Genomic DNA, 23,123 nt, shown 5'->3' on the forward strand with positions numbered 1-23,123 from the left:
CGTCGAGCGCCGTGGGTTTCAGAAAAAGCCTGGGTCCCCGCTTTCGCGGGGATTTTACGGTGAGGGGATCAGCGCCCCGAGGCCTTCACGATCTCCCCCAGCCGCTCGTCGAACGCCCGGGTGGCCTGGACCACCGTCGCCACCGAGCCCTTGAAAAAGGCTTGGGGGATGGTTTCGAAGTCGTCGGTGGGCTGGTGGTATTCTGGGTGGTCCTCGACGCCGAAATAGACCCACGGCACGCCCTTCTGCGCGAAGGCGCCCTGGTCGGACTGGAAGGTCCAGTTGTTGTCCTTGCCCTGGGCGTCGGTGTCGTGGCCCTGCTTGAGGGTCACCGGCGCGGTCCTGGCGACGTCGTCGAGAATGGGCTTGAGGAACGGCTGCGGCGAGGATCCGGAGACGTAGAGCTCGCCCTTGGCGTTCTTGCTCAGCATGTCGAAGTTCACCATCAGGCTGATGCTCGCCAGCGGGACCGAAGGCTCGGCGGCGAAGGCCTTGGCGCCGCGCAGGCCGCTCTCCTCGGCGTCGAGGGCGACGATCAGCACGTCGTGCCTGGGCGGCTTTTCCTTGAACGCCTCGGCCACGGCCAGCAGGCCCGCCACGCCCGAGGCGTTGTCGTCGGCGCCGTTGTAGATCTGGCCGTTCCTGACCCCGATATGATCGTAGTGGGCAGTGACCAGCAGCGCCTTGCCGCCGCTCTCCGTTCCCTTGATCCGGGCGACGAGATTGACGCCGGTGACCGTCACGCCGTCCTTACGCTTGAAGCGGAACGGCCGCTCGAAGCCCTCGCCGATCGGCGCCAGGCCGACGCCCTTGAAGCGCTCGAGGATATAGGTGCGCGCCAGCTGCGAGCCGGGCGAGCCCACCGCCCGCCCCTGCATGGCGTCGGCCGACAGGATCCTGACGTCGTCCAGCGCCAGATCGTCCGGACCGGCCAGGGCGGGCGCGGCGAGGCCGGCGAGAACGGCGGCCAGGGCGAACGCCGGAGCGGCGGCTAAAAACGGACGCATCGAGGCTCTCGGTTACTTGTCTTCGGCTCGCCCGGACGCCGAAGCGGCGGGCTCGTCGAAGGTTTGATCATCCGGCGCCGGATCACGCAACCAACGGCGACCGACGCGGGGCGGCGATCATCGACCGCCTCCCGCAAAATCGCTCAGCCCCGCCTCGCGGATCCAGCGATAGTCCACGACGTGGCCGTCGCGGAAGCTACGGCGGGCGGCCTCGCGGACCGCTTCTGGTCCGTCGACGGCGCAGCCGGATTCCTCAATCACACGCACCCCGGGCCAAGCCGGCTCGGCGTCGCCCTCCGGCCCGCAGAGAACCATCCACATCCGCAACGCCTTGACGTCGCCATCGCCCGGATCGCGCTCGACGACCTCGAAGGCCAGATATTCGTATGCGCCTTCGACCTCGGACGGCTGGGCGATGTCGGCCAGCGTTCCCGGCCCCGACGGCGCACCGTCCACGAGATGCAGTTGCAGGATCGGAGGCGTCCCGCCCACGATGAGGTGAGGCAGGACAAGCCAACTATAGGCGGCGGGCCTGACGGGCCGACCTTCCTGGTCGATATCAAGGCTCAACTGCAGGATCTCGCCGCCGCGCACCAGGATGGCGTTGTCCCTGGCGCAGGAAGGCCACCGCCCCAGGGAACGCTCGCCGCGAAACCGGCAATTCTCCTCCTGCGAGACCCATAGCCCATCCCGCAAGCGCGGCGCGCCGGCGACGTCGGCGAGCCCAAACACCGGCTCTCGCGTGGCCATCGGCGTGCATCCGCCAAGCCCCATCGCCGCCGCAGCCGCGACCATCAGGCCCAGCCGTCTAAGCCTTTCACGCAAACCTGCGGCGATCATCGGCGCACCTCGGCGAAGTCGTCGGGCCGAGGTTCACGAACCCAGCGCCATGTGTTCACGGGCTCTGTTCCGGAAGGCTTGTTCGCCTTGGCCGCCGCGAGAAGGCCCTGCAGGCTTTCAGCGTCGCAGGCGCTCTCCCCATCCCGCCATTTCAGACCGGGCCAGATCGGGTGCCTTCCATCGGTGCCCTCCGGCTGATCGTCGTCCACGCAGGAGAGCGGCCACCAGCGCAGAACGGTCACCCGCCCCTCGGCGTCCGAACCGGCCGTCTCAGCTCCGGCATAGACGTAGAAGGCGATTTCCCCATTCTCGTGCAGTTGCAGGATCATCGGATCGCGCCCAGCCAGAAGCAGGGGTGACGACTGCCAGTTCCAGTCCTGGTCTTGACGGCGGAGGCTTAGATGCTCGCCCTCGCGGATCAGCGAGATCTCGCAATTTGACCATTTCCACAGCGGCAGTTCCGCAGGCGCGTGGCAGCCGTCCTCTCCGACCCTGACCCACAACCCCCGCCGAAGTTCCGGCGCGCCCCGCGCGTCCCCCGGACCGAACCAGGGCTTTTCGGACATGACCAACGAACACCCGCCCAGCCCCATCGCGACCGTCGCCGCGACCACAACCCCCAACCACCGCATCACGTCCACCTCACGTAAGATTCACGGATGCGTGATCGTTGCGTGAGATCGCGTTATCGTCAAGCGCGATCGACGGCGCTCGCTCGTCCCTGCGTCGATTGCACCTGAGCGCGATACCCGCCATATGCGCGATCTTAAGGTTTATCGGGCATCTAGCCCTTCCAAGGATCGGAGACTCCGCCCCATGCCCATGGCGCCCGACGTGCTCGAAGCCCGCCTGAACGCGGCCTTCCCGGACTCCGAGATCGTGCTGACGGACCTCGCCGGCGACGGCGATCACTACAAGGCGCGCATCGTCTCGCCCGCCTTCCGTGGCCTCAACCGCGTCAAACAGCACCAGATGGTCAACCGCGCCCTGGCCGACGTGCTGGGCGGCGAGCTGCACGCCCTGGCGCTCGAAACCGCCGCCCCCACGGAGTAAGGCCTTTGCGCTATCGTCCGTTCGGCAAGGAAGGCATGGCGATCTCGGCGATCACGCTGAGGCTGGCCGACCATCCGCGCATGGGCGGCAAGGACTGGCGCAACCTGATCTTCACGGCCCTCGAAGCCGGCATCAACAGCTTCGAGGTGCACGGCGCGTCCAACGCCCTGCTGGAGGGCGTGGGCGAGTCCCTGACCACCATCGAGCGGCGGCTGCTGTTCGTGGGCTGGCGCCTGCGCAGCGGCGGCGAGCTGCTGAGCGCCCAGGCCGCGCACGACACGGTCGACCTCGCCGTCGAGCGTTGCGGCCTGTCCTATGTGAACCTGGTCACGGTCGACGACCCGGGCTCGGCCTTCCCGCCCTCGGCCATGGCCGCCCTGCTGGGCCTGCGCCAGTCGGGCCTGATCCAGTCCCTGGGCCTGGCCAGCCGCGGCGACAGCCAGGAGCGCCATCTGGCGACCGGCGTGTTCGACGCCCTGGCCGCGCCGTTCAACCTGTCTTCGGGCTGGGCCGACCGCCACCGCGTCCGCAACGCCTTCGGTCGCGACGTGGCGGTGATCGGCGAGGACTTCTGGCCCCAGTCGATCCGCGACCGCGAAGCCAGGCCGATCTTCAAGAAGCCGTCGCTGTGGCGGCGGCGCACCGACCCGCTGGCCAATCTGGGCGGCTACGACTTCCTCGACAGCACCCCCGGCTGGACCGGCCAGGAGCTCTGCCTCGGCTACGCCCTGACCGAGCCGTCGCTGGCCACCGTGCAGGTGATCACCCACAAGCGCGACAAGCTGGAAGCCCTGGCCCGGGTGACCGAGCGCGACCTGCCGACCGGCTGCGCCGCCCAGATCGAGATGGCGCGGTTTTCGGCCGAACAGGCCGATGGGGCCAAGCGCCGCGCTTGACCCGGGGCCTTGCGGCGCCTAGCTGAGAGGCTACGCCCAAGGAATTCCCCGTCATGACTGAAGTCGCCGCCTCTCCCGCCATCGAATTCATCGCCAAGACCGTGGCCGAGCACCCGGTGGTGCTGTTCATGAAGGGCGTGCCCGACCAGCCGCGCTGCGGCTTCTCGTCGGTGGCCGTGCAGATCCTCGACCACCTCGGCGTCGAGTTCGTCGGCGTCGACGTGCTGCAGGACGACGAGCTGCGCCAGGGCATCAAGACCTTCACCGACTGGCCGACCATCCCGCAGCTCTACGTCAAGGGCGAGTTCGTCGGCGGCAGCGACATCGTCCGCGAGATGTTCCAGTCGGGCGAGCTGAAGACCCTGCTGATCGACCAGGGCGTGATCTCGGCTTGAGCCGACTGTTCGTCCCACCTGCTGACGCCTATCCCCTGACCTTCGAGCCGAAGGCGTCGGACATCGACGCCAACGGCCACGTCAACAACGTGGTCTATCTGGGCTGGGCTCAAGATCTCGCCATCGCGCACTGGGAGGCCTGGGCTTCGGAAGAAGAACGGGCTCCCTGGAGCTGGGTCGCCCGCCGCCACGAGATCGACTACCGCCGCGAGCTGCTGCCGCACGAGGTCGCCACCGGCTACACCTGGGTGGGCGAACTGAAGGGCCCGCGCTTCGAGCGCTATGTCCGCATCGACGGCCCCGACGGCGAAATGTGCGCCCAGAGCCGCACCGACTGGGTGCTGATCGACATCGCCGCCAAGCGCCCGGCCCGGGTGCTGCCCTGGATGATCGAGCGCTTCACGCCGAAGGGCTGAGAACCCTTCTCCCCTTGCGGGAGAAGGTGTCGGCGAAGCCGACGGATGAGGGGTCTCTCAAATGTGAGACGCTCCCACCCGGCCTGGCCGCTGCAGGCGGTTTTGAGTTCTGAGAGACCCCTCACCCGACCTCCCTTCGGGAGGCCACCCTCTCCCGCAAGGGGAGAGGGGTCACGGATGTGGATTCAGCACCCGCACCGCTGAGACGCCGCTCAAGCCGAGCTCACCCCAGCCGAACCGCACCTCGACCGCCTCCGGTCCGCCGCCCTTGCAGGTCTCCAGCCGCCGACGCGCGAAGGCCACCGACGGGACGCCGCCTTTCCGCTCGACGAAGAAGCGCAGGTCTTCCTTGCGCAGGCAGCCGGCCGACTTCAGGCGGACGACCAGGCCGTCGGCGTCGACCCCCACGCCCAGCAGCGGCTCCAGCTCGCCCGGCGCGTCGGACCCGGCCGGCAGCAGGCGCGGCGGCCCCGCGGGAACGGCGGCGCAGCCTGAGAGCAAGAGCCCGGCCAGCAGCACGCGGCGGTTGAAAAAGACACCCATGGCCGCCAAGGTCGCCCGGCGCGAGGGTGCGCGCAACTGTGGGGCCTGTGGAAATGCGTGGAAAGTCTCTGGCGTGGGCGGCGGCGAGCTTGTGTCTGGCCGCCGGATCGGCGCGCGCCGAAAATCCGAAACTCGATGACGAAATCGCCCGGCTGACGACCGTGGGCAAGATCCCCGGCGTGGCCGTGGCCGTGATCGAGAACGGCAAGGTCGTCCACGTCACGGCGATGGGCGTACGCAACCAGAAGGGCGATCCCCTGACGCCGCAGACGGTGATGTACGCCGCCTCGCTGACCAAGACGACCTTCGCCTATTACGTGATGATGCTGGTCGACGAGGGGAAGCTCGACCTCGACAAGCCGATCGCCGAGATCCTTCAGAAGCCCCTGCCCGACTACAAGGCCTATGCCGACCTCGCCGGCGATCCGCGCTGGCGCAAGATCACCCCGCGCATGCTGCTGACCCACTCGGCGGGCTTTCCGAACTTCCGCTGGCTGAACCCCGACGAGAAACTCGACATCAAGTTCGAGCCCGGCAGCCGCTACGCCTATTCGGGCGAGGGCCTCAACCTGATGCAGTTCGTCATCGAGCAGGGCCTGGGCCTGAAGGTCGGCGAGGACATGGACCGTCGCCTGTTCAAGCCGCTGGGCATGAGCCGCTCGGGCATGGTCTGGCGCGACGACTTCGCGACCGACCTGGCCGACGGACGCCAGGCCGACGGCAAGTGGGAGGGCCACGACGACCGCTCCAGCGTCAAGGCGGCCGGCTCGCTCGACACCACGATCGACGACATGGGCAAGCTGGCGGCGGCCATCGCCGGCGGCTGGGGCCTGTCGAAGAAGGCCCGCGCCGAGTTCTCGCGCGGCAGCCTGGCGATCCCGGCCGCCTATCAGTTCCCGCCCTTCACCGAGGACAAGAACCCCGACAACGCCAGGATCAAGCTGGCGGCGGGCGTGGGCGTCGTCACCTTCGACGGGCCGCAGGGCCACGCCTTCTTCAAGGGCGGCCACAACGACATCACCGACAACATGCTGGTCTGTGTCGAGAAGCGCCGTCGTTGCGTGGTCGTGCTGACCAACGCCGGCGACGGCCAGCGGATCATCCCGTCGATCGTCAAGGCGGCCCTGGGCGAGACAGGCCTGCCGTGGGGCTGGGAATACACCCGGCTGCTGCCAGTCGAAGCGCCTTAAGCGCCCGGCCGCTCCAGCGCCTCGGCGTCGTCGACCACCGCGCTTTCGGGCGTGGTGGTCAGGATCGCGCCGGCCGAGGCGGCGACGATGCAGGCGATGGCGGCCCACTGCTGCAGCGACAGGTGCTCGGCCAGCACGAAGAGACCGGCCAGGGCGCCGATCGCCGGCTCGACGCTGAGCATGACGCCGAAGGTGCGCTTGGGGATGCGCTTGAGGGCGATCATCTCCAGCGAATAGGGCACGGCGCTGGAGCAGACGGCGACCACCAGGCCCAGCAGCATCAGGCGCGGGTCGAGCAGGGCCGCGCCTGCCCCGGCGACGCCGAACGGCACGACGATCAGGGCCGCCACGCTCATGCCCAGCGCCACCGAGCGGCCGCCGTGCAGGTGGCCAAGGCGCTTGCCGGCGACGATGTAGAGCGCCCAGCAGACGGCCGCGGCCAGGGCGAAGGCGACGCCAACCGGGTCGAGCGCAGGCCCGCCCAGCTTCAACGGCAAGAGCAGCATCAGGCCGAAGGCGGCCAGGCCGATGCACAGGAAGTGGCTGGGCTTGCGCGCGTGCAGCAGCGACAGGGTCAGCGGCCCCATGAACTCGATGGCCAGGGCCACGCCCAGCGGGATGGTGCGCAGGGCCATGTAGAAGCTGAGGTTCATCACCCCGGTGGCCGCGCCGTAGAAGACGACGCCCATGACGTCGCGCCGGCTCAGCGGAAAGCGCCAGGGCCGCCACAGGACCAGCAGCAGCAGGGCCGCGAAGCCGACGCGATAGGCGCTCGTGCCCTGCGCCCCGACCAGCGGGAACAGGCTCTTGGCGAACGAGGTGCCGCCGGCCAGCGTCACCATGCCCCCGAACAGGGCGGCATAGGGCAGCAGCGCGTCGAGCGCGGGACGGCGGAGGGCGACGGAGGACATGCCCGGAAAATAGGCGTCGATCCTCGACGCTTCTCGCCGAAATTCGTCGTATACCGCCTGAAACAGGCGATATCGGAGGCCCGAATGACGAAATCCGTCACCCTCGACAATTTCGACCGCAAGCTTCTGGAACTGGTCCGCCGCGACAACCTCGAGCCGGCCCGCAGCCTGGCGCAGAAGGTCGGCCTGTCGGAAAGCGCCGTGCTGCGCCGCCTGCGGCGGCTGCGCAAGGAAGGCGTGATCGTCGCTGACGTGGCCATCGTCGATCCGGCCCGGCTGAACGCGGGCCTGACCATGCATGTGCTGGTGGAGATGGAGCGCGAGGGCAGCGCCCTCTTCAACGCCTTCGCCGCCGGGGTGGCGGCCCGCAAGGAGGTGCTCAGCGCCTGGCACGTGACCGGCAGCACCGACTTCCTGCTGACCGTCACCGTGCCGACAATGGAGGCCTACGAGGCCTTCACCCACGAGGTGCTCAACGACGACCGCCGGGTGCGCTCGTTCATCACCCTGGTCGGCATCCGCGAGATCGTACGGCTGGATCCGTCGCGCGCGCCGCTGGTGGAGTGAGAGCCGCCAAAAACATCCCAAAGGTGGAATGCGACCAAACTGCATCCGCAAAGGTTGTTGACGACGACGTCGGATGGATGTCGAAATCAATGCAACAAATGTCGGGAGGCGAACTCATGAAGGCGCACGTCATCGCGATCGGCCTGGCCCTGTCGCTCGCCACGGTCGGCGGCGCGGCCGCCAGCACCTGGCACTGGGCCCAGGCCTCGACCAAGGAAGACGCCATGGCCGCGGCCACCGCCGAAGCCCAGGCCAAGGCCACGCGCAAGGGCACCTGCTACAAGCCCGCCGTCACCCTCGACAAATGCCGCCAGACCGCCGACGGCTTCAGCTGCCGCGCCGACAGCGCCGACATCAGGGGCACCTGCCTGGCGTGGGACGACTGGGTGGCGATGCCGATCCGCCTGCCGCCCGCGGGGCCGGCGGCTCCCTTCCCGGGCATGTCGTATCCCGCCTACCAGACCATCACCTACCCCAACTATGCGGGCTCGGCGTTCACGCTCGGCGTGTACGTCCCGCCGCCGCCGTTCCCCTCGCAGTGAGCCCGGACGCCTGACCAAGGGATCCCGCATGCTCGGCGACGCCGCCCCGATGGGCTTTCTAGCGGTCAGCGACGTCGGGAAAGCGCGCGCCTTCTACGAGGGCGTGCTGGGTCTGACCTTCGTCAGCCAGGATGAGTTCGCCCTGGTGCTGCGGGCCGGGCCGATCTTCGTGCGCATCACCACGCCGCCGGAGCCGGTCTTAGCGCCCTACACCGTGTTCGGCTGGCGGGTCGACGACATCGAGGCGGCGGTCGCTGACCTGGCCGCCAAGGGCGTGGCGTTCGAGCGCTATCCCTTCTTCGGCGACGACCAGCGGCCCGACGGCGTCTGGACCGCGCCCGGCGGCGACAAGGTCGCCTGGTTCAAGGATCCGGACGGCAACCTGCTGTCGCTGTCGCAGCACGGCTAGGAGCGCCTGGCCCAACTCCACTGCAACGCGACGACCCCGACCGCTCCGGCGATGAACGATACGGCGCGTATCACCGGCGTTTTGTAGGTGCTGTCGGCGCCGACGACGCCGTTCACCGCAAACACGACCAGCACCCCCGCGCCGAATATCAGCGCGAGCCAGCCACAAGTCTGCAGAATGAACCTAAGAACCCGCATGGCGCCCCCGCTCGAGCCGTAGCCTAAGCGGGCACGCGGGTCTCAGGCAAGTATCGGCTTGTCAGCTCCACGGCCCCGGCTTGCGGTTGGGCGCGCTGGTCGGCACGGCCGTCTCCAGGCGCTGACGCGTCCCCTGCCCGATCGCCAGCTTCAGCAGGGCCTCGATCCGGTTGCGGGTGGCCGGGTGGGTCGAGAACAGGTTGTCGGCGCCGCGCCCGGCCAGCGGGTTGATGATGAACATGTGGGCCGTGGCCGGATTGCGCTCGGCCTCGTGGTTGACCACGCCGCCGCGCGCATAGGCGTCGATCTTCTCCAGAGCGCGGGCCAGACCCCGGTTGTCGCCGGCGATCTCGGCGCCGACCCGGTCGGCCTCGTATTCGCGCGAGCGGCTGATGGCCATCTGCACCAGCATGGCGGCGATCGGCGCCAGGATCGCCAGGGCGATGGCCCCGATGATCCCGCCCGGACGCTCGTCGTCCTCCCGCGAGCCGCCGAAGAAGAAGGCGAAGTTGGCCAGGGCCGAGATCGCGCCGGCGATGGTCGCCGTCACGGTCATGGTCAGGGTGTCGCGGTTCTTCACGTGGGCCAGTTCGTGGGCCATCACACCGCGGATCTCGTCGCGGTCGAGCATGGCCAGCAGGCCCGTGGTTGCGGCCACGGCGGCGTTTTCAGGATTGCGGCCGGTGGCGAAGGCGTTGGGCTGGTCGCTGTCGATGATGCAGACGCGCGGCATGGGCAGACCCGCGCGCTGAGCCAGGTCGCGAACGTCGCGGGCGTAGTTTCGCACCAGCGGCTCGGGATGGCTCTCGTCGACCTCGACCGCGCCATAGGCCCGCAACACGATCTTGTCGGCGTTCCAGTAGGAGAAGACGTTCATGCCGGCGGCCAGCACGAAGGCGATCAGCATGCCGGTCGCGCCGCCGATCATGTAGCCGGCCCCGACGAACAGGGCCGTCAGGCCGGCGAGCAGGGCGAAGGTCTTGAAGTGGTTCATGGCCTTTGAGGGTGTGGATCAGTCGAAGATGTCGAAGAGGTCGAAGCGCTTCTTCTTGTGATGGCCGTGACGGCGATGGTCGTCGTCATGGTCGTAGCGCTTGTGGCCGTCGTGGCGCTTGTGGTCGCCCCGCCAGGCGTCGTCGTAGCGACGCGGCTCGGGGCGCTGTTCATAGGTCGGCTGGGCGCGGTTGAAGGGCGACGGCTGCGGCGCGGGCGCGCCCTGCGCATCCTCGCGCTCGAGAGCCATCAGCTTTTCCAGCTCGCCGCGATCGAGCCACACGCCCCGGCACTTGGGGCACATGTCGAACTCGACGCCGGCGCGTTGCACGGCCTGCATGGAGCCGTCGCAGTTGGGGCACATCAGAAGGGGCATGGTCGGTCGGGTCCCTGTTCCAAGAGTGGACGGGTGTTCCCGACGTCAGGTCCGGCACGAGGGGGGAGGGAAACCCGGACCCAGACATCGAGAACACCCGATGCGGTCCGACATCACGCGCGTTGTGTCCCACAACGCTGCGCCAGAGGGGCCCGGCCCGCTCATTGGAGATAGGGAGGGGTTTTGGGGTTTCAAGGGGGGCAGCATGAGGAACCTCCCCCTATGGGGGAGGCGATCGCGTAGCGATCGGAGGGGGGAGTTAGTGCGAGATCCGCCAACGCCCAGGAAGCTGAAAACGTCCCCCCACCGGCCTTCGGCCGCCTCCCCCACGAGGGGAGGTTCCAAAACAAAAAAGGCCCCGGATCGCTCCGGGGCCTTTTCCGATCTCTTGCCAGTTCGACGCGTCTTACGAAGCGTAGAATTCGACGACGAGGTTCGGTTCCATCTTCACCGGGTACGGAACTTCCGACAGTTCCGGAGCGCGGACGAAGGTGGCCGACAGGCCCTTGGCGTCGACCGAGACGTACTCGGCGAAGTCACGCTCGTTCGAGGCGACGGCTTCGAGCACGAGAGCCATGTTGCGCGACTTTTCGCGGACCGCGATCACGTCGCCCGGCTTGCAGCGGTACGAAGCGATGTTCACGCGCTTGCCGTTCACGGTCACGTGGCCGTGGTTCACGAACTGGCGGGCGGCGAACACGGTCGGCACGAACTTGGCGCGGTAGACGATGGCGTCCAGACGCGACTCGAGCAGCGCGATCAGGTTTTCCGAGGTGTTGCCCTTGCGGCGGGCGGCTTCCTCGTAGGTGCGCGAGAATTGCTTCTCGGTCAGGTTACCGTAGTAGCCCTTCAGCTTTTGCTTGGCGCGCAGCTGCAGACCGAAGTCCGACACCTTGCTCTTGCGACGCTGGCCGTGCTGGCCCGGGCCGTAGGACCGCTGGTTGACCGGCGACTTGGGCCGGCCCCAGAGGTTCTCGCCCATACGGCGATCGATCTTGTACTTGGCGCTATGGCGCTTGGACATAGGTCACTCTTTATATCGATCCGGGCCGGTCCTCCCTAGGGAGGGCGATTGCAACGGCGGCGTCGGGTCATTCCGTCATGAAGCTCGCACCGCGCGGCGAGCCGGCGGCGTGAAGGCGCGGTTTATGACGGAGAGGCGACGGGGAGTCAACGGCGGGCGCGGTTCTGGGCCGGTCCCCCAGGCTTTAACGGATGTCCTCGTTAAGCAGGCGAGGCCGCAACCCAGCCTCTTCGACCGCGCGGATCACTTCGAACACCTCGGCGTAAGGCGTGTCGGGGTCGGCCCGCACCTCGACCAGCGACCAGCCGGCCGCCTGGGACGTCTCGTGCAGCGCGTCGGCGAACTGTTCGCGCGGTACGGCCTGGTCGCCGACGAACCAGCGGCCGTCATGGATGGATACGTAGGTTCCCTCGCGTGGACCCGCATCCATCGCCGGCGGAAGCGCGGCTGGAATGTCCAGCCGCAGCTGACGGTCCGGCCGTCCCGCCAGGGTCAGGGCGGTCACGCCCGCGACCAGGGCCAGCAGCACCCCGACCAGCGGCGTCAGATCGACGGCCGCCATCGGCGCGCCGGACCGCCGCCCCGCCAGCCGCGCCATCAGTGGATCTCCTCGTTGATGAAGCCCGCCTTGAGCCCGGCCGCGTCCAGGCCCCGCACCACGGCGGCGACGGCGTCGTAACGAACGTCCGCATCGGCGCGGATCGTCACGACCCTGAGACCATGCTCCCGCGCCTCCCGGGCAGCGTCGGCCACGGCGGCGTCCGAACTGGCCATCCGCATCGCCCCCACATAGGCCCGGCCGTCGCGCTGGATAGAGATGTAGACGCCCTGCGGCCAGTCGACACCTGGCGGCGGCCCCATGTTGCACACCGGGGCGTCGATATTGACGCCCTTCTCGAGATTCAGGACCGAGGTCGCCACGACCACGAACACGGCCAGCAGCACGCCGATCATCGGCGCCAGGTTCATCGCCTTCAGCGGCTCGCCCGCGAACCGTCCCGCCAGCCTCTGGGCCATCCGCGCCTCTCCCTCGAAACGAGAGTGGCGCGGCGGCGGAAGACTGACAAGCGTAATTTACGGCCGCTGCAGCGGGTTGCGCACGCGGATGCGGTCGTTGCGCTGCACGCCCAGGCCGTCGAGGTCGAAGCGCACGTCCTTGCCCTCGGGCACCAGGGCCCGGCAGAGGTCCGGACGCTCGCGGACCAGGGTGATGGCGACGACGGAGTCGCGGCGGTTGGCCTCGACCTTGAAGTCCTCGGCCTTGGTGCAGCCGTTCGACGACACCCGGGCCACCAGCTCGCCCTTCTCCAGACCGACGGCGTAGATCGACTCCAGGTCGTCGCTGTCGTTGATCTTCACGGTGACGTCGCGCTTGCCGCCGTGGTCGGCGTCGATGATGACGCAGGCCGAGGTCGACAGGCCCGCGGCCATCACCAGGGCCAGGACGGCCAGTTTCTTCTGCATGTTCTTGAACCCCTCAGCGGCCGAACTTGGCCTTGGCGGAGAGGAGCGTTCGGCGGCTGAACCCGGGATGAATTACCGAAAGTTCACAACCGGGTGGTGTGGCGGGCAGGTGGCGGCTCGGGCGCTAGTCCAGCACCACGGGCGGCTTCGACGCCGCGGGCCGGCGACGACGCCCCCGTCGCCACAGCGCATAGGCCGCCAGGAAGACCGCGGCCGGCGCCAGCAGCATCACCCCGAGCGATATCCACTCGACCGAGGTGAGCGGCGTACCCGCCGATCGCATTCGCAGAACCGCCAACAAGGCCGGAACGGCGAAACCGGTGACGGCGAGGACAGCCAGCACGACGTCGCGCCAGACAAGGCCCGAGCGCGCCCGCGCCACCCGTTCGATATGCTCGCCGACATCCATCGACGGCGAAGCTACAGCCGCGCCGCGTGCCAGTCGATGTGGTCGCCGATGAACGTCGCGATGAAGAAGTAGCTGTGGTCGTAGCCTTCCTGGCGGCGGACGGTGACCTTCAGCCGGGCCTCGGCGCCGGCCTCTTCCAGCAGCTGCGGCTTCAGCTGGTTTTCCAGGAAATTGTCGGCCAGGCCCTGGTCGACCAGGATCTCATCGAAGGTTTCGCCAAAGCCGTCCTCGATCAGGGCGCAGGCGTCGTGGGCCCGCCACGCGGCGCGGTCGGGGCCGAGATAGGCGCTCAACGCCTTGTCGCCCCACGGGCAGTTCAGCGGCGAGACGATCGGCGAAAACGCGCTGACCGACTTGAAGAGCTGCGGGTTGCGCAGGGCGATCGTCAGGGCGCCGTGGCCGCCCATCGAGTGGCCGAAGATCCCGCGCCGGGCCGGATCCAGCGGGAAGGCGCCGTCGACGGCCTCCAGCAGGTCCCTGGTGACATAGGAATACATGCTGAAGTGCGGCGCCCACGGAGCCTGCGTGGCGTCGACATAGAAGCCCGCGCCCTGCCCCAGGTCATAGGCCGGATCGTCGGCGACGCCTTCCCCGCGCGGGCTGGTGTCGGGCGCGACGATGGCGATCCCGTGCTTCGCCGCCCAGGCATAGGCCCCGGCCTTGGTGGTGAAGTTGTCCTCGGTGCAGGTCAGGCCCGACAGCCAGACGAGATAGGGGAACGGCCCCTCCCCGCCCTTGCTGTCTTTGGCAGGAACCCAGACGCTGAACTTCATCGGCGTGCCCGTGCTGGCGCTGTCGTGCCGGCAGTAGCGCAGGGTCCCGCCCTGGGTGCGGTGGGTGGCGAGGATTTCGACGGTCATGGCGCGCGTCTCCCCCTTCCCCCTTGATGGGGGAAGGGTCGGGGATGGGGGTGAACTGCGGCGGCGGACTTCACCACGACCGCACCAAATCCTGAAGCGGGGGCGTCACCCCCACCCCTGCCCCTCCCCCATCAAGGGGGAGGGGTGGAGCTTAAGAGACTAGAACGTCACCACGGTGCGGATGCTCTCGCCCGCATGCATCAGGTCGAAGGCCTCGTTGATGCGCTCCAGCGGCAGGACGTGGGTGATCATCGGGTCGATCTGGATCTTCCCGTCCATGTACCAGTCGACGATCTTGGGCGTGTCGGTGCGGCCGCGGGCGCCGCCGAAGGCCGTGCCCTTCCAGACCCGGCCGGTGACCAGCTGGAACGGACGGGTGGCGATCTCTTTCCCCGCCTCGGCCACGCCGATGATGATGCTCTCGCCCCAGCCGCGGTGGCAGGCCTCGAGCGCCTGGCGCATGACCGTGGTGTTGCCGGTGGCGTCGAAGGTGTAGTCGGCGCCGCCGTCGGTCAGGGCCACCAGGTGCGCGACCAGATCGCCCGAGACGTCCTTGGGGTTCACGAAGTGGGTCATGCCGAACTTGCGGCCCCATTCCTCGCGGTCCGGGTTCAGATCGACGCCGACGATCATGTTGGCGCCCACCAGCTTCAGGCCCTGGATGACGTTGAGGCCGATGCCGCCCAGACCGAAGACGATGGCGTTGGCGCCCGGCTCGACCTTGGCGGTGTTGGTCACCGCGCCGACGCCCGTCGTCACGCCGCAGCCGCAGTAGCAGGCGGTCTTGAACGGGGCGTCCTTGCGGATGCGGGCCACGGCGATCTCGGGCAGCACGGTGTAGTTCGAGAAGGTCGAGCAGCCCATGTAGTGGTGGATGGTCTGGCCCTTGTAGGAGAAGCGGCTGGTGCCGTCCGGCATCAGCCCCTTGCCCTGGGTCGCGCGGATGGCCGTGCAGAGGTTGGTCTTGCCCGAGAGGCAGCTTTTGCACTGGCGGCATTCGGGCGTGTAGAGCGGGATCACGTGGTCGCCGACCGCCAGGCTGGTGACGCCGGCGCCGACCTCGACCACCACGCCCGCGCCCTCGTGGCCCAGGATCGATGGGAACAGACCTTCGGAGTCCAGGCCGTCCAGGGTGTAGGCGTCGGTGTGGCAGACGCCGGTGGCCTTGATCTCGATCAGGACTTCGCCGGCCTTGGGCCCTTCGAGGTCGACCTCGACGATCTCCAGCGGCTTCTTGGCTTCGAAAGCGACGGCGGCGCGGGTCTTCATCGTAGGGCTCCGATCGAACTTGAGCGCCTGTGGTACGCCGATGCGAGGGGTTCGATAATCCCAATTGATGCAAAACATTGTTGCCATGAAGGGACAATAAGCGCACCACCGCCGCCATGGGCGCCTGGGACGGCATCGACGAATTCGTGGCCACGGCCGAGGCCGAGAGCTTCTCCCAGGCCGCGCGGCGGCTGGGCCTGTCGACCTCGGGCGTCAGCCGCGAGGTGGCCCGGCTGGAGGAGCGTCTTCAGACCCGCCTGCTCTATCGCACCACCCGCCGCGTCAGCCTGACCGACGCCGGGCGGGCTTTCCTGGCCCGCTGCCGCCAGCTGGTCCACGACCGCGACGAGGCCCTGGCCGCCGTCGGCGAGGAGGACGGCGAGGTCAAGGGCCTGCTGCGGATGACCTGCTCGACGGCCTATGGCGAGCGCTACGTCGCGCCGGCGGTCAACGCCTTCGTCCTGGCCCATCCGCGCCTGTCGGTGCACATCGAGCTGGACGACGCGGTGCGCGACATCGTCAGCGAGGGCTTTGATCTGGCCATCCGCTTCGGCCGCCTGACCGACAGCCGCCTGATCGCCAAGCGCCTGGCCTCGCGCACCCGCCGCCTGTGCGCCGCCCCGGCCTATCTGGAACGAGCCGGCACGCCGCGCACGATCGCAGAGCTGGAGGGCCATGCCTGCGTGCTGGGCGCGGTCGACGCCTGGCCGTTCCGCGACCCGGGTCCGGAAGGCGACCGCGAGATCGTCTTCAAGCCCCAGGGCCGCTGGCGCTGCAACAGCGGCCAGGCGGTGCTGGACGCTACGCTGCAAGGCCTGGGAATCTGCCAGCTGCCCAACTTCTATGTCGACGCCGCCGTCGCCGAGGGCCGCCTGGTCCCGCTGCTGGAGGACTGCCTGCCGGCCGACGAGGGCGTCTGGGCGGTCTATCCCCACCTGCGCCTGCTGCCGGCCAAGGTGCGGCTGCTGGTGGAGCATCTGGAGCGGGGGTTGGGGTGAAGACCTCCTCCGGCCCTCTGGGCCACCTCCCCCAGAGGGGGAGGATCTACGCCGCGGATGCTCCCCCTCTGGGGGAGCTGTCGCGGAGCGACTGAGGGGGTCCTCTCCGCCCTCAGAACGCGATCCGCGCCCCGCCGCCGATCACGATGCCTTTGCCCTCCGAGCGCCCGCGCAGGGACAGCTCCATCGGGAAGGCGGTGCCGTCGTACAGGGTCTGGTCGGCGTGGATCACGCTGTCCTTCAGCTTGATGTACGAGGCCCCCAGGTCGAGGTTGATGTTGCGCTTGGGCGTGACCGTCGCGCCAAGGCTGTAGATCATCCGGTCGCCGTCGGGCACGCGGGCGTCGCGGTACTGGTCGTTGGTAGGGGTCGGGTCCTTCTGGACGCCGGCCCGCAGCGCTAGCCACCTGGTCGCCTGATAGTCGATGCCGACGGCGACGTTGGTAGTGTCCTTGTAGAACTCGTTGACGACGATCTGCTTGGGCAGCAGCGCCCCCGGCAGCAGCTGGCCCGCGCCCTTCAGGTCGACCGTCACCGTGTCGAAGTCGCTCCAGCCGAAGCGCTGCACCTGGGCGTGGACGGCCAGCTTGCGCGTCGGCTTGACCGTCACCCCGGCCGTGGCGATCCAGGGCGTGGAGAAGCTGGTGGTGGCCTCCTGCTGGCTGGTGACCAGCGAGAACGGCCCCTGGAAGCAGTAGATCGCCACCGTGCCGTCCAGCTCGTGCTTGTAGCCGGAGCGGTAGGAACCGGCGACGACCAGGCGGTCGCCCGGATGCACCTGGAAGCCGGCGTTCCAGCCGTAACGGATGTCCTCGCCCTTGACCTCGATCTTGCCGTCCGGGAACGGCGCGGTCAGGTCGGGACCCATCTGACTGAAGGTGGCGTCGAAATAGTCGATGTTGCCGCCGCCGCCGACGCTGAGCCAGTCGGTGACCCGATAGGCCAGCGCCGTCTGCATGTTGATGTTCAGGAACCGCGACTTGATGGCGTTGTAGCGCACCCAGCTGTCGCCGTCGTAGGTGGTCACGGCGTTGAACGGGGCGTTGATCCCCACGCCCAGCGACAGACGGCTGGTCAGCGGCATGGCGAAGGCGAAGTTGGGCACGATCGACTTGGGGATCGGGTTCTTGGCCACCGAATTGCCGCCCACCGCCAGGGCCGGCTGCAGCGGAATGTTGGGCAGGCTTTCCAGGGTCGGGATCAGCACGCCGTTGGTCAGGCCCGGCAGCACGCCGCTGAGCAGGCCGGTGACCCCGTTCGGCAGACCCGGGATCGACGTGCCCAGCACGGCGGGAATGTTCAGCGTCGGTCGTTGCAGGGTCGAGCCCTCGTCGGTCACCTCGCCGGTGACGAAGATGCCGGCGGCCCCGGTGTAGAGCTCCTTGTCCTCGATCCGGCCGATGGCGGCGGGGTTCCAGAACATCGCCGAGGCGCCGACGTCGGTGGACTCGCCCGAATAGGCGCGGCCCATGCCCTTCACCGACTGCTCCTGGATGTAGAAGGCGCCCGCGAAGGCGTGTCCGGCGCTGACGACCGCGCACACGGCCGCGCTCACGGCGAGCCGTGTCTTCAGGTGCTTGCTCACGCTGCTTCCTCCCTGCGACTCCCGCATTTTCAGGAGCTCAGCCGGGCAACGCAGGTCACCGCCGAAGAGTTCCGGCGATTTACGTTACGTCATTACTCGCGAACACTGGACACAATTACGCCATCATCACAAACCGTGCACCTTCACCCTTTCCCGAAGGGTCAGAGCACCTTGCGCAAGCTGAGGCGCACGGTGCGACCGGCGGCGTCCATGTAGTCTTCCTGGTAGGCCTGGGGCGTCACGCCCTGGTCATTGACCACCTGCTGCTTGGTGTCGAACAGATTGTCTACGCCCAGCGACAGGCGCGAGCCCTTCAGCCAGCCGAAGCGCTTGGTCCAGTCCTTGTTGGTGTCGAGATCGACGAAACCCTGCAGGCCCAGAGTCGGCAGGTCGGAGAAATAGAGGTCGTCGCCGTTCAGGCCGCCGTCCACCCAGGTGGACGAGCGCCAATTGCCGCGCAGGGTGGCGCCCATGCCGCTGCGCGCCAGCACCGCCTGGAGATAAAGCTCGTGGCGCGGCGTGCCGCCCCGGCGGCCCAGCGAGGCGCCGTCCAGCAGGTTCAGCGGCGCCATGCCGTCGCGGATCACCACCTCGTCCTTCAGCCGCCAGGTGTGGTTCATCGAGATCTGCAGCCGGGTCTGGCCGGGCGGGATGGCGCCGCCGCCCATGCGGGACATCATGCCGCCGCCGGTGACCTGCAACCCGCCGGGAGGACGCGTACCGCCCGAAGGGCCGCCGGAGGTCGTCGTCCGCGACGGCGCGCCCATCGCGACCGCCCCGCCCATCGGCGCTGGGACGGTCGCCCCCGTGGTCGCTCCAGCCCCTGGGGCCGGCCTCGGCGCCGGACCGGGCGCGGCCGGAGGCGGCCCGCCCCAGCGCAGATTGTAGTTCACGCCCCAGCGCAGGATCTGGTTGTCGGCGTGGGCGAAGTTCACCGGCCGGCTGTCGACCGAGATCAGCCGTCCCACCTGCGTCGGGTCCGTCGAGGCCTCGCGCACGAAGCGCGAGGGAAAGGCCGCCTCCAGCTCGGGCGAGATCGACGGGAACGAGGCGATCTGGTCGTCGATGCGGCTGGCCGTGTAGTTGCCCCAGAAGAAGAAGTCCGTCTTCTCGAACGGCTTGTAGAAGAAGTTCAGCTTCACGACCTGGCGGCTGTCGGGCTTCAGGTTCGGGTTGCCGCCCTCGATGCGGGTGACGTTGACCGTGTCGCCGGTGGCGAAGTCGTACATCGAGATGTTGGGCGTCTGCACGACCGGGTCGTTGACCTGCTGCGGCGTCGGCTCGCCCTCCTCGGTGCTGTAGTTCAGCCCCAGGCTGACGCCCTTCAGCGGCTGCCACGACACCCCGCCGCCGGCGGTGACCAGGCCGCCGATGTCGGAGAACTGCTCGTAGAGCCCGTTGCCGTTCAACGACACCGAGCCGATGAAGCCCAGCGGCCCCTCGCCGCGCTCCAGCAGCGGCAGGTCGAGGCTGGCATAGGCGGTGGCGCGGTCGCGGGTCAGGTCGCGCTGCGTGGCTACGCCTGAACGGACGCTGTCGGCGTCGACCCGGCGGCTGTCGACTCCGGTCTTGAAGGTGGCGCGCAGACGGCCCGTCGGCAGCTGCGCCAGGGCGCCGGACGCGGTGAACTCGGCCTTGGCGTTGGTGGTGACGGAGTCGGCGGTGTCCTGGGCGTTGTAGCGCAGCAGGTTGGCCGGGATCGGCCCGAACGGGTTCACCGTCGGATCGTTGGCCTTGACCGCGGCGGTGAACAGCGAGGTGTCCACGCCCCGGCCGGTGCGGGTTGCGCTGTCGGTCAGGTCGAAATTGCCCGACAGGCTCCAGCGCCAGCCGCCGAACATGCCCAGCGCCGTCGTCGCCAGCTCGATCTTGTCGGTGTCGATCTTGCGGCGCAGGGCGTCGCGCACGTCGAGATAGCGATAGAGCGCCACGTCGCCCGCGAACGGCGAGAACGGATTGTCGTCGTAGAGGTCGAGCTTGACGCCGGTCAGGCCCAGATAGCTGATCCGGCTGGTGCTCTCGAGATTGCCGCTGAACGACACCGTGGTCTTGCCGAAGTTGCGGCTGTAGCCGCCCTGGATCGCCCCCTCCTCGCCGCGCGGCAGCAGGGTGCGCGAGGCGGTCAGGTCGTCGGTCGCAAAGCCGCCGGCGCCGGCGACGAAGTCGGCAAGGCTCGGCGCGGCGCCCGCGAAGGCGCCCGGAACCGCGGCCTTGGTCACGGTCGAGCCGACCAGGGCCGACAGGGCCGGATCGATCTCGGTCGGCGTGGCCAGCGGCGGGCCGACGATGTTGCCCTGCAGGTCGTAGGGCGAGGTGCTGGCGCGGACGATGTCGCGCTCCTGCTCGTAGAGCGGGGTCTCGCGGCGATAGCGGACATTGACGGTCCAGCGACCGTCGGCGTCGACCTTGAACAGTCCGCCCCGCTCCTCCGAGAAGGTGCGGCCGCCCTCGGTGGCGAAACGCCGCTCGTCCTCGACGGAGACCTGGCGGAAGTTCTTCTTGAGGACGAAGTTCAGCACCTTCTGGTCGGCGCGGTAGCCGTAGGCCAGAGCCTTTTCCTCGGGATAGATCTCGGCCTTCTGCACCGCCTCGGGCGGGATGCCGTTCATCTCCTGCGGTCCGGAGATGCGCTGGCCGTTGATGACGATGATCGGCGGCTCGTCGCCGCCCCGGCCGCGCGAGGAGACGGTCAGCGGCGCCAACGCCGTGACCAGCTCCGACAGGCTGCCCGCGCCATAGGCCTGGATGTCGGCCTCGTCGAGCACGTGTTCGGCCTCGATCGGCCCCTCGGTCTTGCCGCGCGGCGCGGCGTCGACCGTCACGCCGGCGACGCTGTCGATATCTTCGGTGGTCGTGCTGGCGGGCGTGGTCTCGACGGGCGCGGTTTCAACGGGCGTGGTCGCCGAAGAGGTCGTCGAGGATTTTGCGTCCGACGCCTTGGCGTCCGAGGCGGCGGCCTCGGCGCTTGCCGGCTCGGCGGGCTTGGTCTCGCCCGGCTGGCCGCTTCCCACGGCCAAGGCGGCCGCCAGACCTTGCAGCAGCGTTCCGCCCAGCGCCATCGCCCCCACTCCCCACGCTCGCCCCGACGCTCAACCGTCGAGTGCCGCCCACAACCGAACCTTGGCCATGGATTTTGGCTGGATAACGGCGTTTTCGCGGATGCGAAAATTAAAGCCCTGTAAGGTGGGAAACCGGTTTCTTTGGTCCCGGAACGTGGGAGTTTCTACTCCTCCTTCGCCGCCTCCTTCGCCGCTTTCTGGGCGGCCAGCTTGGCCAGCACCCGGCCGCGTCCCTTCGACAGGGCGGTGATCACGCCGCGGAAGGTGCGGACCTCCTGGTCGGTCAGGCGGGCGCGGGCCAGCGGAACGCGCAGGTTGCGCACCATCGACGGCCTCTTCTCGGGCGGATGGTAGAAGCCGGCCTTGTCCAGCTCGCCTTCCAGATGCTCGTAGAGGCCCTGCATCGCGGCCTGGTCGGCCGGCCCCTCGACGTTCAGCTCGAACCTCTTCCAGGGGCGGTCGTCGACCGTCATCTTCCATTCGTAGGCGTTGATCGACACGGCCTGGGCCAGGTTCAGCGACCGGAAGCGCTCGTCGATCGGGATCGAGACGATGGCCTGGCACAGGGCGATGTCGTCGGTCTCCAGCCCGGCGCGCTCGCCGCCGAACAGCAGCCCGACCTTGCGGCCCTGCTCGACCTCGGTCGCCAGGTGGCCAGCGGACTCGCGCGGGGTGTAGACCGGCAGGCGCGTCTCGCGCGGGCGGGCCGTGGTGGCGTAGACCAGATGCAGGTCGGCGATGGCCTCGGCCAGGCTGCCGAACACCTTGGCGTCGTCCAGCGGCCAGCTGGCGCCCGAGGCGCTGGCCCAGGCCCGCTCCTGGGGCCAGCCGTCGCGCGGATTGACCAGCCGCAGCTCATAGAGGCCGAAATTGGCCATCACCCGCGCCACGGCGCCGATGTTCTCGGCCAGCTGCGGGGCGCTGAGGATGACGCACGGCGGCGTGCGGACGACGTCTTCGGGAGCAGTTTCGGTGGTCATGGGCGTCCCTTTGCCGCCGCAGCGCGCCTCCGCGCAAGTCCGAAGCGCGTTCTGGCGCGTTTAGCCCCCGCTCACGCTTGTTCCGACCGGAGGCCCCATGCACCGCCGCGCCCTGCTCGCCGCCCTCGCCGCGCCAGCCCTGGCTGGGACGCTGGCGGCTTGCCGCGGCGGCTCGCAGGCCGATCCGGCCTTCGACCCGGAGACCCTGAACCCCAAGCTGACGACCCTGGCCGAACGGGCCCGCCCCGGCATACTGGGCGTCGCGGCCCAGGACCTGACCACCGCCCAGCGCATCGCCACGGCCGGCGACCTTCCCTTTCCGATGGACGGGGTCTGGAAGGCGGCCCTGGGCGCGGCCGTGCTGTCGGAGATCGAGGCCAAGGCCCTGTCGCCGTCCGAGACCCTGGCGATCGAGGACGTCGACCTGTCGCCGCCGCCCGGCGCCGTGGCCGACGCCTGGCCCGCCCACGGCCGCTATACCGTCGAGGACCTGCTCAAGCGCGCCGTGGCCCTGTCCGACAACACCGCCGCCGACGTGCTGCTGAAGCGGATCGGCGGCCCCGGCGCGGTCACCGCCTGGCTGGAGCTGAGGAAGGTCGAGGGCGTGCGCCTCGACCGCTACGCCCGCCAGCTGCTGCCCGAGCGATCGGGCGCGGCCTCGTTCCGCGCCGACTGGAAGGGCCAGGCCTGGCGCAAGGCGGTGCTGGCGACGCCGGAGACAGAACGCCGGGCCGCGCGGCAGCGCTATCTCGCCGACCCGCGCGACACCGCCACGCCCCTGGGCGCGGTGCGCTTCCTCGAAGCCCTCAACCAGTTCGAACTGACCAGCCAGGACGGCCGGGGCCGCCTGCTGCGCCTGATGGAGGCCGCCGCCGGCGATCGCCTGCGCCCGGCCCTGCCCGCCGGCGCCCGCCTGGCGGCCATCACTGCCTCCGCGCCCTACGACCTTGGCCTCTGCGCCGCCGACGCCACCCTGGCCATGGTCCAGCTTCAGAACGGCCGCCGCTTCGCCCTGGCGATCTTCCTCAAGGCCTCGCCGCTGGAGGACGAGGATCGCAACGCGCTGGTGGTGGACATCGCGCGGACGGTGCTGGGAGCGGCGGAGCAATCGGGCCGATAGCGACGAGCAAGCACGACCTG

The 23,123-nt window shown here is 69.0% G+C and carries 28 protein-coding genes; 10 read left to right on the forward strand and 18 right to left on the reverse strand.

Going from position 1 to position 23,123, the window contains the following annotated elements; translation table 11 throughout:
• Positions 1–68: 68 nt before the first annotated feature.
• The 3 genes from AC1RRS_RS11220 to AC1RRS_RS11230 all read right to left on the reverse strand — a co-directional run bounded on the left by AC1RRS_RS11220 (position 69) and on the right by AC1RRS_RS11230 (position 2,413).
• The gene (locus AC1RRS_RS11220; RefSeq protein WP_492855226.1) at positions 69–1,007 is read right to left on the reverse strand and encodes a M20/M25/M40 family metallo-hydrolase; all 939 of its coding nucleotides are present in this window, start codon (positions 1,005–1,007) and stop codon (positions 69–71) included.
• A gap of 117 nt (positions 1,008–1,124) precedes the next feature.
• Positions 1,125–1,847: a hypothetical protein gene (locus tag AC1RRS_RS11225; protein ID WP_492855227.1), complete on the reverse strand. Its 723-nt coding sequence runs from the start codon at positions 1,845–1,847 to the stop codon at positions 1,125–1,127.
• Positions 1,844–2,413: a hypothetical protein gene (locus AC1RRS_RS11230; RefSeq protein WP_492855228.1), complete on the reverse strand. Its 570-nt coding sequence runs from the start codon at positions 2,411–2,413 to the stop codon at positions 1,844–1,846. Before AC1RRS_RS11230 ends, AC1RRS_RS11225 begins: the two co-directional genes overlap by 4 nt.
• A 250-nt stretch (positions 2,414–2,663) precedes the next feature.
• On the opposite strand from AC1RRS_RS11230, the gene AC1RRS_RS11235 reads away from it, so the two are divergent.
• The 4 genes from AC1RRS_RS11235 to AC1RRS_RS11250 are packed head-to-tail and all read left to right on the forward strand — an operon-like array spanning position 2,664 to position 4,607.
• Positions 2,664–2,900, forward strand: a complete 237-nt coding sequence (locus AC1RRS_RS11235; RefSeq protein WP_487287870.1) for a BolA/IbaG family iron-sulfur metabolism protein — start codon at positions 2,664–2,666, stop codon at positions 2,898–2,900.
• Positions 2,901–2,905: 5 nt separating this feature from the next.
• Positions 2,906–3,796 carry an aldo-keto reductase family protein gene (locus AC1RRS_RS11240; protein ID WP_492855229.1) on the forward strand — a complete coding sequence of 297 codons (891 nt, stop codon included), beginning with the start codon at positions 2,906–2,908 and terminating at the stop codon, positions 3,794–3,796.
• 53 nt (positions 3,797–3,849) lie between these two features.
• Entirely contained in the window at positions 3,850–4,191 is a 342-nt protein-coding gene (grxD, locus tag AC1RRS_RS11245) for a Grx4 family monothiol glutaredoxin (RefSeq protein ID WP_492855230.1), read from the forward strand.
• Complete coding sequence (locus AC1RRS_RS11250; RefSeq protein ID WP_492855231.1) at positions 4,188–4,607, forward strand: acyl-CoA thioesterase; 420 nt, start codon at positions 4,188–4,190, stop codon at positions 4,605–4,607. The genes grxD and AC1RRS_RS11250 overlap by 4 nt, the downstream gene beginning before the upstream one ends.
• Before the next feature lie 171 nt (positions 4,608–4,778).
• On the opposite strand, the gene AC1RRS_RS11255 is transcribed toward AC1RRS_RS11250, so the two are convergent.
• Positions 4,779–5,150 (reverse strand): hypothetical protein, encoded by a 372-nt coding sequence (locus AC1RRS_RS11255; RefSeq protein ID WP_492855232.1) that lies wholly within the window; start codon positions 5,148–5,150, stop codon positions 4,779–4,781.
• A gap of 53 nt (positions 5,151–5,203) precedes the next feature.
• On the opposite strand from AC1RRS_RS11255, the gene AC1RRS_RS11260 reads away from it, so the two are divergent.
• Positions 5,204–6,340: a serine hydrolase domain-containing protein gene (locus tag AC1RRS_RS11260; protein WP_492855233.1), complete on the forward strand. Its 1,137-nt coding sequence runs from the start codon at positions 5,204–5,206 to the stop codon at positions 6,338–6,340.
• Here the strand turns inward: AC1RRS_RS11260 and AC1RRS_RS11265 are convergent.
• Positions 6,337–7,251, reverse strand: coding sequence for an EamA family transporter (locus AC1RRS_RS11265; protein ID WP_492855234.1), 915 nt, complete (start codon positions 7,249–7,251; stop codon positions 6,337–6,339). The two genes, AC1RRS_RS11260 and AC1RRS_RS11265, sit on opposite strands and share 4 nt — an antisense overlap.
• 84 nt (positions 7,252–7,335) lie before the next feature.
• Between AC1RRS_RS11265 and AC1RRS_RS11270 the strand changes: the two genes are divergently transcribed.
• From AC1RRS_RS11270 to AC1RRS_RS11280, 3 genes are all read left to right on the forward strand, one after another.
• Entirely contained in the window at positions 7,336–7,818 is a 483-nt protein-coding gene (locus AC1RRS_RS11270) for an Lrp/AsnC family transcriptional regulator (protein WP_110121498.1), read from the forward strand.
• Between the two features lie 116 nt (positions 7,819–7,934).
• Positions 7,935–8,360, forward strand: coding sequence for a hypothetical protein (locus AC1RRS_RS11275; RefSeq protein ID WP_492855235.1), 426 nt, complete (start codon positions 7,935–7,937; stop codon positions 8,358–8,360).
• A 28-nt stretch (positions 8,361–8,388) separates the two neighbouring features.
• On the forward strand, positions 8,389–8,769 hold the full coding sequence (locus AC1RRS_RS11280) for a VOC family protein (protein ID WP_492855236.1): 381 nt from the start codon (positions 8,389–8,391) through the stop codon (positions 8,767–8,769).
• Here the strand turns inward: AC1RRS_RS11280 and AC1RRS_RS11285 are convergent.
• The 10 genes from AC1RRS_RS11285 to AC1RRS_RS11330 all read right to left on the reverse strand — a co-directional run bounded on the left by AC1RRS_RS11285 (position 8,766) and on the right by AC1RRS_RS11330 (position 15,361).
• Positions 8,766–8,966: a hypothetical protein gene (locus tag AC1RRS_RS11285; protein ID WP_492855237.1), complete on the reverse strand. Its 201-nt coding sequence runs from the start codon at positions 8,964–8,966 to the stop codon at positions 8,766–8,768. The two genes, AC1RRS_RS11280 and AC1RRS_RS11285, sit on opposite strands and share 4 nt — an antisense overlap.
• A gap of 61 nt (positions 8,967–9,027) precedes the next feature.
• Complete coding sequence (gene htpX / locus AC1RRS_RS11290; protein WP_492855238.1) at positions 9,028–9,960, reverse strand: zinc metalloprotease HtpX; 933 nt, start codon at positions 9,958–9,960, stop codon at positions 9,028–9,030.
• Between the two features lie 18 nt (positions 9,961–9,978).
• Positions 9,979–10,335 (reverse strand): TFIIB-type zinc ribbon-containing protein, encoded by a 357-nt coding sequence (locus AC1RRS_RS11295; protein ID WP_492855239.1) that lies wholly within the window; start codon positions 10,333–10,335, stop codon positions 9,979–9,981.
• 406 nt (positions 10,336–10,741) lie between these two features.
• Positions 10,742–11,359: a 30S ribosomal protein S4 gene (gene rpsD / locus AC1RRS_RS11300; RefSeq protein ID WP_110121502.1), complete on the reverse strand. Its 618-nt coding sequence runs from the start codon at positions 11,357–11,359 to the stop codon at positions 10,742–10,744.
• Between the two features lie 184 nt (positions 11,360–11,543).
• Complete coding sequence (locus AC1RRS_RS11305) at positions 11,544–11,957, reverse strand: ExbD/TolR family protein (RefSeq protein WP_492855240.1); 414 nt, start codon at positions 11,955–11,957, stop codon at positions 11,544–11,546.
• Entirely contained in the window at positions 11,957–12,376 is a 420-nt protein-coding gene (locus AC1RRS_RS11310) for an ExbD/TolR family protein (protein WP_492855241.1), read from the reverse strand. The genes AC1RRS_RS11305 and AC1RRS_RS11310 overlap by 1 nt, the downstream gene beginning before the upstream one ends.
• A 57-nt stretch (positions 12,377–12,433) precedes the next feature.
• The gene (locus AC1RRS_RS11315; RefSeq protein ID WP_487287884.1) at positions 12,434–12,823 is read right to left on the reverse strand and encodes a hypothetical protein; all 390 of its coding nucleotides are present in this window, start codon (positions 12,821–12,823) and stop codon (positions 12,434–12,436) included.
• A gap of 124 nt (positions 12,824–12,947) precedes the next feature.
• Positions 12,948–13,232: a hypothetical protein gene (locus tag AC1RRS_RS11320; protein WP_492855242.1), complete on the reverse strand. Its 285-nt coding sequence runs from the start codon at positions 13,230–13,232 to the stop codon at positions 12,948–12,950.
• A gap of 11 nt (positions 13,233–13,243) precedes the next feature.
• On the reverse strand, positions 13,244–14,092 hold the full coding sequence (fghA, locus tag AC1RRS_RS11325; RefSeq protein WP_492855243.1) for an S-formylglutathione hydrolase: 849 nt from the start codon (positions 14,090–14,092) through the stop codon (positions 13,244–13,246).
• 159 nt (positions 14,093–14,251) lie between these two features.
• Positions 14,252–15,361, reverse strand: a complete 1,110-nt coding sequence (locus AC1RRS_RS11330; RefSeq protein WP_198577627.1) for an S-(hydroxymethyl)glutathione dehydrogenase/class III alcohol dehydrogenase — start codon at positions 15,359–15,361, stop codon at positions 14,252–14,254.
• Positions 15,362–15,477: 116 nt separating this feature from the next.
• Between AC1RRS_RS11330 and AC1RRS_RS11335 the strand changes: the two genes are divergently transcribed.
• Complete coding sequence (locus tag AC1RRS_RS11335) at positions 15,478–16,359, forward strand: LysR family transcriptional regulator (protein ID WP_492855244.1); 882 nt, start codon at positions 15,478–15,480, stop codon at positions 16,357–16,359.
• A gap of 112 nt (positions 16,360–16,471) precedes the next feature.
• Here the strand turns inward: AC1RRS_RS11335 and AC1RRS_RS11340 are convergent, their stop codons facing one another.
• The 3 genes from AC1RRS_RS11340 to AC1RRS_RS11350 all read right to left on the reverse strand — a co-directional run bounded on the left by AC1RRS_RS11340 (position 16,472) and on the right by AC1RRS_RS11350 (position 21,983).
• A complete protein-coding gene (locus AC1RRS_RS11340) occupies positions 16,472–17,944 on the reverse strand; it encodes an OmpP1/FadL family transporter (RefSeq protein ID WP_492855245.1) in 1,473 nt (490 codons plus the stop codon).
• Between the two features lie 161 nt (positions 17,945–18,105).
• Positions 18,106–21,003: a TonB-dependent receptor gene (locus AC1RRS_RS11345; RefSeq protein ID WP_492855247.1), complete on the reverse strand. Its 2,898-nt coding sequence runs from the start codon at positions 21,001–21,003 to the stop codon at positions 18,106–18,108.
• Positions 21,004–21,167: 164 nt separating this feature from the next.
• Complete coding sequence (locus AC1RRS_RS11350; RefSeq protein WP_492855248.1) at positions 21,168–21,983, reverse strand: RNA methyltransferase; 816 nt, start codon at positions 21,981–21,983, stop codon at positions 21,168–21,170.
• A 97-nt stretch (positions 21,984–22,080) separates the two neighbouring features.
• On the opposite strand from AC1RRS_RS11350, the gene AC1RRS_RS11355 reads away from it, so the two are divergent.
• A complete protein-coding gene (locus AC1RRS_RS11355) occupies positions 22,081–23,103 on the forward strand; it encodes a serine hydrolase (RefSeq protein WP_492855249.1) in 1,023 nt (340 codons plus the stop codon).
• Positions 23,104–23,123: the final 20 nt, after the last annotated feature.

Source organism: Caulobacter sp. GW821-FHT12A07 (assembly GCF_058807655.1).